This is a genomic window from Streptomyces durbertensis, assembly GCF_014156695.1.
In the GTDB taxonomy this organism is placed as follows: domain Bacteria; phylum Actinomycetota; class Actinomycetes; order Streptomycetales; family Streptomycetaceae; genus Streptomyces; species Streptomyces durbertensis.
In genome coordinates this window covers 1-9,572 of record NZ_WMLF01000199.1, presented here as the reverse complement: position 1 = coordinate 9,572, position 9,572 = coordinate 1, and the positions used below count along the sequence as shown (strand labels likewise).

7 protein-coding genes and 2 pseudogenes are annotated in these 9,572 nt (G+C 74.1%); 3 read left to right on the top strand and 6 right to left on the bottom strand.

Annotation, left to right across the window (positions count from 1 at the left end; genetic code table 11):
* A pseudogene (locus GL263_RS14825) lies at positions 1–294 on the bottom strand (hypothetical protein); the annotation flags it as partial.
* A gap of 148 nt (positions 295–442) precedes the next feature.
* Between GL263_RS14825 and GL263_RS14820 the strand changes: the two are divergent.
* The gene (locus GL263_RS14820; protein WP_182856176.1) at positions 443–1,153 is read left to right on the top strand and encodes a response regulator transcription factor; all 711 of its coding nucleotides are present in this window, start codon (positions 443–445) and stop codon (positions 1,151–1,153) included.
* Positions 1,150–2,496 carry a sensor histidine kinase gene (locus GL263_RS14815; RefSeq protein WP_182856175.1) on the top strand — a complete coding sequence of 449 codons (1,347 nt, stop codon included), beginning with the start codon at positions 1,150–1,152 and terminating at the stop codon, positions 2,494–2,496. The genes GL263_RS14820 and GL263_RS14815 overlap by 4 nt, the downstream gene beginning before the upstream one ends.
* A 125-nt stretch (positions 2,497–2,621) precedes the next feature.
* Here GL263_RS14815 and GL263_RS14810 read toward each other — a convergent pair whose 3' ends face one another.
* The 5 genes from GL263_RS14810 to GL263_RS14790 are packed head-to-tail and all read right to left on the bottom strand — an operon-like array spanning position 2,622 to position 8,967.
* Positions 2,622–3,002, bottom strand: coding sequence for a hypothetical protein (locus tag GL263_RS14810; RefSeq protein WP_182856174.1), 381 nt, complete (start codon positions 3,000–3,002; stop codon positions 2,622–2,624).
* 49 nt (positions 3,003–3,051) lie between these two features.
* Positions 3,052–4,233 carry an acyl-CoA dehydrogenase family protein gene (locus GL263_RS14805; RefSeq protein WP_323379401.1) on the bottom strand — a complete coding sequence of 394 codons (1,182 nt, stop codon included), beginning with the start codon at positions 4,231–4,233 and terminating at the stop codon, positions 3,052–3,054.
* 5 nt (positions 4,234–4,238) lie between these two features.
* Positions 4,239–5,192: a hydroxymethylglutaryl-CoA lyase gene (locus GL263_RS14800; protein ID WP_182856173.1), complete on the bottom strand. Its 954-nt coding sequence runs from the start codon at positions 5,190–5,192 to the stop codon at positions 4,239–4,241.
* Positions 5,189–7,285 carry an acetyl/propionyl/methylcrotonyl-CoA carboxylase subunit alpha gene (locus tag GL263_RS14795; RefSeq protein WP_182856177.1) on the bottom strand — a complete coding sequence of 699 codons (2,097 nt, stop codon included), beginning with the start codon at positions 7,283–7,285 and terminating at the stop codon, positions 5,189–5,191. Before GL263_RS14795 ends, GL263_RS14800 begins: the two co-directional genes overlap by 4 nt.
* Before the next feature lie 50 nt (positions 7,286–7,335).
* Positions 7,336–8,967, bottom strand: a complete 1,632-nt coding sequence (locus tag GL263_RS14790; RefSeq protein ID WP_182856172.1) for a carboxyl transferase domain-containing protein — start codon at positions 8,965–8,967, stop codon at positions 7,336–7,338.
* Between the two features lie 88 nt (positions 8,968–9,055).
* Between GL263_RS14790 and GL263_RS14785 the strand changes: the two are divergent.
* Positions 9,056–9,508 (top strand): annotated as a pseudogene (locus tag GL263_RS14785) (TetR/AcrR family transcriptional regulator); the annotation flags it as partial.
* Between the last annotated feature and the right edge of the window lie 64 nt (positions 9,509–9,572).

Here is a 9,572-nt window from a genome sequence, read left to right as displayed (position 1 = left end):
GGTCGGCCCGGTGGGGGAGGGGCTTGCGGGGGCGGTCGGCCCGGCCGTGGTCGTCGGCGTGTCGCCGGGCGTCGGGTCGGCCTCGTCCGGTGGGTCGTCGGGTGCCTGGGGGCGGCTGGTGGAGGATGCCTGGGGCGCGGCGCCGGCGAAGCCGGAGTCGTCGCCGAGCGGCATCGCCCGCGGCCGGTCGTAGACCGTGCCGGTGAGCACCGTGCGCACGCCGAACCAGGACAGCGTCATCGCCGCGGCGGTGGCGGCCGTCCAAGCCGTGGCGTGCACAAGACCTCGTCGCATAGGGCTGCGAGCATAAACAAACCACCCCCACTCCGGCAGCTTGGTCCGGACCAGGGACTCCCGACGAGTACTCAGATTGTCGTACTGTGCGTCGCGGTGACCGGACGGACGGCTTCCGCCCGGTGGGTTCCGCAGCGAGGGACGAGGGATGGCACGGGTACTTGTGGTGGAGGACGACCAGTTCGTCCGCTCGGCACTGATACGCCACCTCAGCGAGGCGTCGCACGCCGTCCGCAGCGTCGGCACGGCGCTGGAGGCGCTGCGCGAGGTGGCGCAGGTCGGCTTCGACGTGGTCATCCTCGACCTCGGGCTGCCCGACCTGGACGGCGCCGAGGCGCTGAAGATGATCCGGGGCGTCACCCAGGTGCCGGTGATCATCGCCACCGCGCGGGACGACGAGGCGGAGATCGTGCGGCTGCTCAACGACGGCGCCGACGACTACCTCGTCAAACCGTTCTCCGTGGAGCACCTTTCGGCCCGCATCACGGCCGTGCTGCGCCGCGCCGGCACGGCCGCCGGGGAGCGGCCGGTGTCCGAGGCGATCACCGTCGGCGGGCTGACCGTCGACCCGCTGCGCCGCACGGCGAGCCTGGACGGGCGGCCACTGGACCTCACCCGCCGCGAGTTCGACCTGCTGGCGTTCCTCGCCCACCGCCCCGGCGTGGTCGTGCCGCGCCGGGAACTGCTCGCCGAGGTGTGGCAGCAGGCGTACGGCGACGACCAGACCATCGACGTGCATCTCTCCTGGCTGCGAAGGAAGTTGGGCGAGACGGCCGCCGCGCCGCGCTATCTGCGCACGCTGCGCGGGGTGGGTGTGAAACTGGAGGCGCCGACCGAGCCGCCGGGGGCCGCCGAGTGAGATGGGCGCTGGTCAGGGTCGCGCTCGCGGTGACCACCATGGTGGTGCTCGCGTTCGCGGTGCCGCTCGCCCTCGTGGTGAAGGAACTGGCCCGCGACCGGGCCCTGTCGAACGCCGAGCGGCAGGCCGCCGCCGTCGGCCCCGCCCTGGCCATCACCTCCGACCGGCAGCAGCTCGAACTCGCGGTCGCCAGCACCCAGGCGTGGGCCGACGGCCGCCTCGCCGTCCACGTGCCGCCCGCCCGGCGCGGTGTGCGGCCCATCGACCTCGGCGAACGGCGCAGCCCCGAGGAGGCGTTGCGCACCAGCCGGGCGGTGGTGCTCGACGTGCCGGGCGGACACACGCTGCTGCAACCCGTCGCCGTGCACACCGGGAAGATCGCCGTCGTCGAGGTCTTTGTGCCCCGGGCCGAGGTGAACCGGGGGGTGGGCACGGCGTGGCTGGTGCTCGCCGGCGTCGGACTGGCGCTGGTCGTGGCCTCGGTGGCCATCGCCGACCGGCTCGGCACCCGGATGGTCCGGCCGGCGGAACGGCTGGCGCTGGCCGCCAGGGAACTGGGCGAGGGGCGGCTCGGCGTCCGCGTCCCGGAGACGGGGCCGCGTGAACTGCGCAGCGCCGCCGAGTCGTTCAACTCGATGGCCGACCAGGTCGTGCGGCTGCTCGCCAACGAGCGGGAGCTGGCGGCGGACCTCTCCCACCGGCTGCGCACCCCGCTGACCGTGCTCCGGCTGAACACCGCCTCGCTCGGCGACGGGGACGCCGCCGAGCAGACCCGCGCCGCCGTCGCCCAACTGGAGGGCGAGGTCGACCAGATCATCCGCACCGCCCGCCAGCAGAAGCCGCAGGCGCCCGGGAACGCCGCCGCCGGCTGCGACGCGGCGGAGGTCATCCGGGAGCGCATGGCGTTCTGGTCGGCGCTCGCCGAGGACGAGGGACGTACGGCGCGGGTCGCCGGCGCCGACCGCCCGGCGCCGCTGCCGGTCGCCCGCGCCGAACTGGCCGCCGCGATGGACGCCATGCTCGGCAACGTCTTCCGGCACACGCCCGAGGGCACCGAGTTCGCCGTCGACGTCCACCACGCCGAGGACGCGGTCATCGTGCTCGTCTCCGATGCGGGCCCCGGCATCGACGACCCGGAGGCCGCGCTGAGCCGCGGCCACGGCGACGGGCGGCCCGGCTCCACCGGGCTCGGGCTCGACATCGTGCGCCGGGTCGCCGAGTCCACCGGCGGGGACGTGCGGGTCGGCCGCTCGGTGCTCGGCGGCACCGAGGTACGGGTGTGGCTGGCCCGCCACCAGGGCGAGGCGGGCACGCGTGCCGCCCACCGCCTGGCGGCGCGGTGAACCGCCGCCCGGCGCGAAGCCGTCCGGTGGGACGAAGTCGTCCGGCGAGGGTGCGTCGCCGGCCGGGGGGAAGCGCGGGAAGCACTGAGCGGCGCGGTGCCGCCGGGTGGTCGGCACCGCGCCGCTCAGCGGCTCGTGTCGTCCCGCCACCAGGTCGGGACACCGACCCTCGCTCGCCGCCGGGCGGCGCGGCGAACCGCCGCCGGGCCGAAGCCGTCCGGTGGGCCGAAGCCGTCCGGCGAGGGTGCGTCGCCGCCCGGCGGGAAGCGCGGGAAGCACTGAGCGGCGCGGTGCCGCCGGGTGGTCGGCACCGCGCCGCTCAGCGGCTCGTGTCGTCCCGCCACCAGGTCGGGACACCGACCCTCGCTCGCCGCCTGGCGGCGCGGTGAACCGCCGCCCGGCGCGAAGCCGTCCGGTGGGACGAAGTCGTCCGGCGAGGGTGCGTCGCCGGCCGGGGGGAAGCGCGGGAAGCACTGAGCGGCGCGGTGCCGCCGGGTGGTCGGCACCGCGCCGCTCAGCGGCTCGTGTCGTCCCGCGCGCCACAGGCGCCAAGGCTCAGCTCGCGAAGCCGAGCTCCCGCGCGATCAGCATGCGCTGCACCTCGCTGGTGCCCTCGCCGATCTCCAGGATCTTGGAGTCCCGCCACATCCGGGCCACCGGGTACTCGTTCATGAAGCCGTAGCCGCCGTGGATCTGCGTCGCCTCGCGGGCGTTGGTGACGGCGATCTCCGAGGAGTACAGCTTGGCCATCGCCGCCTCCTTCTTGAACGGCTCACCGGCCAGCATCCGGGAGGCGGCGTCGCGCCAGGCGATCCGCGCGGTGTGGGCGCGCATCTCCATGTCGGCGAGCTTGAACTGGATGGCCTGGTTGGCGCCGATCGGCCGGCCGAACGCCTCCCGCTCCCCGGCGTAGCGCACCGACTCGTCGACGCAGCCCTGCGCGAGGCCGGTGGCCAGCGCGGAGATCGCGATCCGCCCCTCGTCGAGGATGCTCAGGAACTGCGCGTACCCGCGCCCCTCCTCGCCGACCAGGTTCGCCAGCGGCACCCGCACGTCGGAGAACGACAGCTCACGGGTGTCGGAGGCGTTCCAGCCGACCTTGGAGTAGGGCGCGGCGACGGTGAAGCCGGGCGTGCCGGACGGGACGAGGATCGAGGAGATCTCCGGCCGGCCGTCGGGCTTGCGGCCGGTGACGGCGGTGACCGTGACCAGCCCGGTGATGTCCGTGCCGGAGTTGGTGATGAAGCACTTGGTGCCGTTGATCACCCACTCGTCGCCGTCGCGCACGGCGGTGGTGGTGGTGCCGCCGGCGTCCGAGCCGCAGCCCGGCTCGGTCAGTCCGAACGCGCCGAGCTGTTCGCCCGTGCACAGCTTCGGCAGCCACTCCCGCTTCTGCTCCTCGCTGCCGAACCGGTAGATCGGCATGGCGCCGAGCGAGACGCCGGCCTCCAGGGTGATGGCCACCGAGGAGTCGACCCGGGCCAGCTCCTCCAGCGCCAGGCACAGCGCGAGGTAGTCGCCGCCCATGCCGCCGTACTCCTCGGGGAACGGCAGGCCGAACAGGCCCATCCGGCCCATCTCGCGCACGATCTCGTAGGGGAACTCGTGCCGCTCGTAGAAGTCGCCGATCTTGGGGGCGACCACGTCGTGCGCGAACTCCTCGACCGTGCGCCGCAGTTCCTCGTGTTCCGGGCTGAGCCGGTGGTCCAGGCGCGGCTCGTGCTGCTCGACTGACATGGTCCTCAGTGCTCCTTGTGGGAGAGGGCGCGTACGGTTCGGGAGGGGCTGGGGCGGCCCAGCCGGTCGGCCATCCACACGCTTGTGGCGGTGAGTCGGCCGAGGTCGACGCCGGTTTCCACGCCGAGGCCCCGGAGCATCCAGACCAGGTCCTCCGTGGCGAGGTTGCCGGTGGCGCTCTTCGCGTAGGGGCAGCCGCCGAGGCCGCCGGCGGACGCGTCGACGGTGGTGACGCCGTGCCGCAGCGCGGCCAGCGTGTTGGCCAGCGCCTGGCCGTAGGTGTCGTGGAAGTGGACGGCGAGACGGGTGTTGTCCACGCCGCCGTCGTTCAGCGCGGCGAGCAGCGCGGTGACGTGTCCGGGGGTGGCGACGCCGATGGTGTCGCCCAGGCTCAGCTCGTCGCAGCCCAGGTCGAACAGGCGCCGCGCGACGTCCACCACCCGGTCGAGCGCCACCGGGCCCTCCCAGGGGTCGCCGAAGCACATCGACAGGTAGCCGCGTACGTGCGCCCCGGCCTCCTTGGCCCTCGCGACCACCGGCGCGAACATCGTCAGCGACTCGTCCACGGTCCGGTTGAGATTCGCCTTCGCGAACGACTCGGTGGCGCTGCCGAACACGGCCACGTCCCGGGCGCCGAGTGCCAGCGCACGGTCCAGGCCGCGCTCGTTGGGCACCAGCACCGGCAGCCGCACCCCGCTCGGGCCGTCCGGCCCGGTGAGGCGCGGGTACAGCTCCTCGGCGTCCGCGAGCTGCGGCACCCACTTCGGGTGCACAAAGCTGGTGGCCTCGACGGTGGTCAGCCCGGCGTCCGCGAGCCGGCGGACGAACTCGGCCTTGACCTCCACCGGGACGGTCGCCTGCTCGTTCTGCAGCCCGTCGCGCGGGCCGACCTCGTGGATCCGCACCCGGGCGGGCAGCCCCTCCAGGGGGAAGACCATGGGGAGTCCGGTGGCGGTCATGGCGTCTCCTCACCGGTGTCGGCGGCGTCGGCGGTGTCAGCCGGGCCGGTGGCGTCGGCGGTCTCGGGGTCGTGGGGGTCGACGACGGCGAGCACCTGGTCCATCGCGACCGTGCTGCCCGGTCGCACGTCCAGCTCGGTCACCGTCCCGGCGTGCGGCGCGGAGATGACGTGCTCCATCTTCATCGCCTCGACGATCACCAGCGGCTGGCCGGCGGAGACGGTGTCGCCGACCGCCGCCTTGACCACCGTCACCGTGCCCGGCATGGGCGCGGTCAGCGTGTCGACGCCGTGTCCGGCGCCGCCGCCGCGCAGCGCCGCCGCCACCGGGTCGTGGTCGTGGAGCATCCAGCTCGCGCCCTCCCGGCCGAGCCACAGCGCGGCGGGCCGCCCGACGGCGGCCGGCTCGGCGGCGTGGTCGAAGGCGAGCGTCGTGCCGTGCCACTCCAGCCGCACCAGGCCGTCGCCGTCGCCCAGCAGCCGGGCCGGCACCGGCTCGGCCCCGCCGATCCGCACCTCCGTGCCCGCGCCGCGGCCGCGCACTCCGACCGTCACCGCCTCGCGGCCCGGCGCCTTGAAGTGGTGCGGCGTCCAGGCGGACGTGCCGTCCAGCCGCCAGCCGGACGGCACCGAGAACGGGTCCGTCCAGCCGCCGCCGGCCGGCTCCAGCGCGGCGTGCCGCAGCAGCGCCGCCGCCGCGTACACCTCCTCCGGCACGTCGGCCGGCACCAGCGACGCCGCGTCCCGGTCGACCAGGCCCGTGTCCAACTCGCCGCTCACCACGTCCGGATGGGCCAGCAGCGCCCGCAGGAAGCCGGTGTTGGTGTCCACACCGAGCACCGTCGTACCGGCCAGCGCCGCCCGCAGCCGGCGCAGCGCCGCCGCCCGGTCCGGGCCGTAGGCGATGACCTTCGCCAGCATCGGGTCGTACGTGGTGCCCACGTCCGTGCCCTCGCGGAGGCCGGAGTCCACCCGGACGCCGGCGCCGGCCGGTTCGCGCAGCAGCAGCACCGGGCCGGCCGACGGCAGGAAGTCCACCCGGTCGCCGCTCGTACGGGCCGTCTCCGCGCAGATCCGGGCCTCCACCGCGTGCCCGGTGAGGGTGATCTCCTCCTGCCGCCAGGGCAGTTGCTCCCCGGCCGCCACCCGCAGCTGCCACTCGACCAGGTCGATCCCGCAGACCAGCTCGGTCACCGGGTGCTCCACCTGGAGCCGGGTGTTCATCTCCATGAAGAAGTAGGAGGACGCGTCACCGCCGGGCACGATGAACTCGACTGTGCCGGCGCCCCGGTAGCCGCAGGACCGGGCGGCCTCCACGGCCGCCGCGCCCATCGCCGCCCGCGTCGCCTCGTCCAGGAACGGGCTCGGCGCCTCCTCGATGATCTTCTGGTGCCGCCGCTGCAACGAGCACTCCCGCTCGCCCAGGTGCAGCACGTTGCCGTGCCCGTCGGCGAGGACCTGGATCTCGATGTGCCGGGGACGGTCGATCCACCGCTCCACCAGCAGCGTGTCGTCACCGAACGAGCCGCGCGCCTCCCGCCGGGCCGCGTTGATCTCCTCGGCCAGCAGCGACTCGTCCCGCACCAGCCGCATGCCCTTGCCGCCGCCGCCGGCCGACGGCTTCAGCAGCACCGGCACGCCGACCTCGCGGGCCGCCGCCACCAGCTCCTCGTCGCTCAGCCCACTGCCCGAGGACCCGGGCACGACCGGCACCCCGGCCGCCCGCACGGTCTCCTTGGCGCGGATCTTGTCGCCCATCAGCTCGATGGCCTCCGCCGGCGGCCCCAGGAAGACCATGCCGGCGTCGGTGACCGCGCGGGCGAACGCCGCGTTCTCGGCGAGGAAGCCGTAGCCCGGGTGCACGGCCTGCGCGCCCGTGCGCCCGGCGGCGGCCAGCAGGTTCGGGATCGACAGGTAGCTCTCGACCGCCGGTGCCGGGCCGATCCGCACGGCGGTGTCGGCCTCCCGCACGTGCCGCGCGTCGGCGTCCGCGTCGCTGTAGACGGCGACCGACCGCACCCCGAGCGCGCGCAGCGTGCGGATCACCCGCACCGCGATCTCGCCCCGGTTCGCGACCAGGACCGTGTCGAACATGGAGGTCGTGCTCCTCATCGTCGTCATCGTGGTCAGCGTCGTCATGGTCCTCACATCCGGAAGACGCCGAAGCCCTGGGCGGCCTGGTCGCGGTCGGGGATCGGGGCGTTCGCGCAGGCGGTGAGGGCCAGGCCCACCACCGTGCGGGTCTGGAGCGGGTCGATCACGCCGTCGTCCCACAGCCGCGCGGTCGCGTAGTAGGCGCTGCCCTGCGTCTCGTACTGCTCCCGGACCGGCGCCTTGAACGCCTCCTCGTCCTCGGCGCTCCACTCCTCGCCGCGCGCCTCCAGCTGGTCCCGCTTGACCGTGGCCAGCACGGACGCGGCCTGCTCGCCGCCCATCACCGAGATCTTGGCGTTCGGCCACATCCACAGGAAGCGCGGCGAGTAGGCCCGCCCGCACATCGAGTAGTTCCCCGCCCCGTAGGAGCCGCCGACCACCACGGTCAGCTTCGGCACCCGGGCGCACGCCACGGCGGTGACCATCTTCGCGCCGTGCTTGGCGATGCCGCCCGCCTCGTAGTCCCGGCCCACCATGAAGCCCGAGATGTTCTGCAGGAACAGCAGCGGCACACCGCGCTGGTCGCACAGCTCGATGAAGTGCGCGCCCTTCTGGGCCGACTCCGAGAACAGGATGCCGTTGTTCGCGACGATGCCCACCGGGTGGCCGTGGATCCGGGCGAAACCGGTGACCAGCGTCTGCCCGTACTCCGCCTTGAACTCCTGGAAGCGGGAGCCGTCGGTGATGCGCGCGATCACCTCCCGGACGTCGTAGGGGGTGCGGGAGTCGACCGGCACCGCGCCGTACATCCCGGCCGGGTCCACCGCCGGCTCCTCGGCCGGCTCCACCGACCAGGGCAGCGGCCCGCGCTCCGGCAGCGTCGCCACGATGTTGCGTACGATCCGCAGGGCGTGCGCGTCGTCCTCCGCCAGGTGGTCCGTGACGCCGGACGTGCGCGAGTGCACCTCGCCGCCGCCCAGCTCCTCGGCCGTGACGACCTCGCCCGTCGCCGCCTTCACCAGCGGCGGGCCGCCCAGGAAGATCGTGCCCTGCCCGCGCACGATGACCGCCTCGTCGCTCATCGCCGGCACGTAGGCGCCGCCCGCCGTGCACGAGCCGAGCACGGCGGCGATCTGCGGGATGCCCGACCCGGACAGCCGGGCCTGGTTGTAGAAGATCCGCCCGAAGTGGTCCCGGTCCGGGAACACCTCGTCCTGCATCGGCAGGAAGGCGCCGCCGGAGTCGACCAGGTAGACGCACGGCAGCCGGTTCTCCAGCGCCACCTCCTGCGCCCGCAGGTGCTTCTTCACCGTCATCGGGTAGTACGTGCCGCCCTTGACGGTCGCGTCGTTCGCCACGACAACAACCTCGCGGCCGCTGACCCGGCCGATACCGGCGATCACTCCGGCCGCCGGGGCCTGACCGCCGTACAGGCCGTCCGCCGCCAGCGGCGCCAGCTCCAGAAACGGAGAGCCCGGGTCGAGCAGGTGGTCCACCCTGTCGCGGGGCAGCAGCTTGCCGCGCGACGTATGCCGGGCGCGGGCCTTCTCCCCGCCGCCCAGCCGCGCGGCGGCCAGCTTCTCGCGCAGTCGAGCCGCCAGCTCCCGGTGCGCCTCCTCGTTCGCGCGCCACGCCGGGGATGCCGGATCGGCGGTGCTGGACAGCGGCGGTGCCTGCTGCATTACCTCAAGCCCCCTTGCCTGTGGTTAGTGGGCGTTAACCCGTGCGCTCAGGTTAACGCCCACTAACACCACTGTCTAGAATTCCCCCATGAGCAGCAACACCGGCACCGCCACCGCCACCAGCCCCGGGCCGCACGGCCAGGAGCCCCGAGGGCGCCGCCGCGCCGGGGGTGGCACCCGCCGGGAGCAGATCCTCCGCGAGGCCGCCCGCCTGTTCGCCGAACGCGGCTTCCACGGCGTCGGCGTCGACGAGATAGGCGCCGCCGTCGGCATCAGCGGACCCGGTCTCTACCGCCACTTCGCGGGCAAGGACGCCATGCTCGCCGAACTCCTCGTCGGCATCTCCGAACGCCTCCACGACGGCGGACGCATGCGCCTCGCCGAGACCACCGGCACCGGCGGCTCACCCGAGCGGGCGCTGGACGCCCTCATCGAAGGCCACATCGACTTCGCCCTCGACGACCGCGCGCTCATCACCCTCCACGACCGCGAACTCGACCGCCTCCGCGACGACGACCGCAAACGCGTCCGCCGCCTCCAGCCGCGCGATCATGGCGTCGAACCGCGCCTCGGGGACGAGGAACGCGTAGTGCTGTGACTGGACT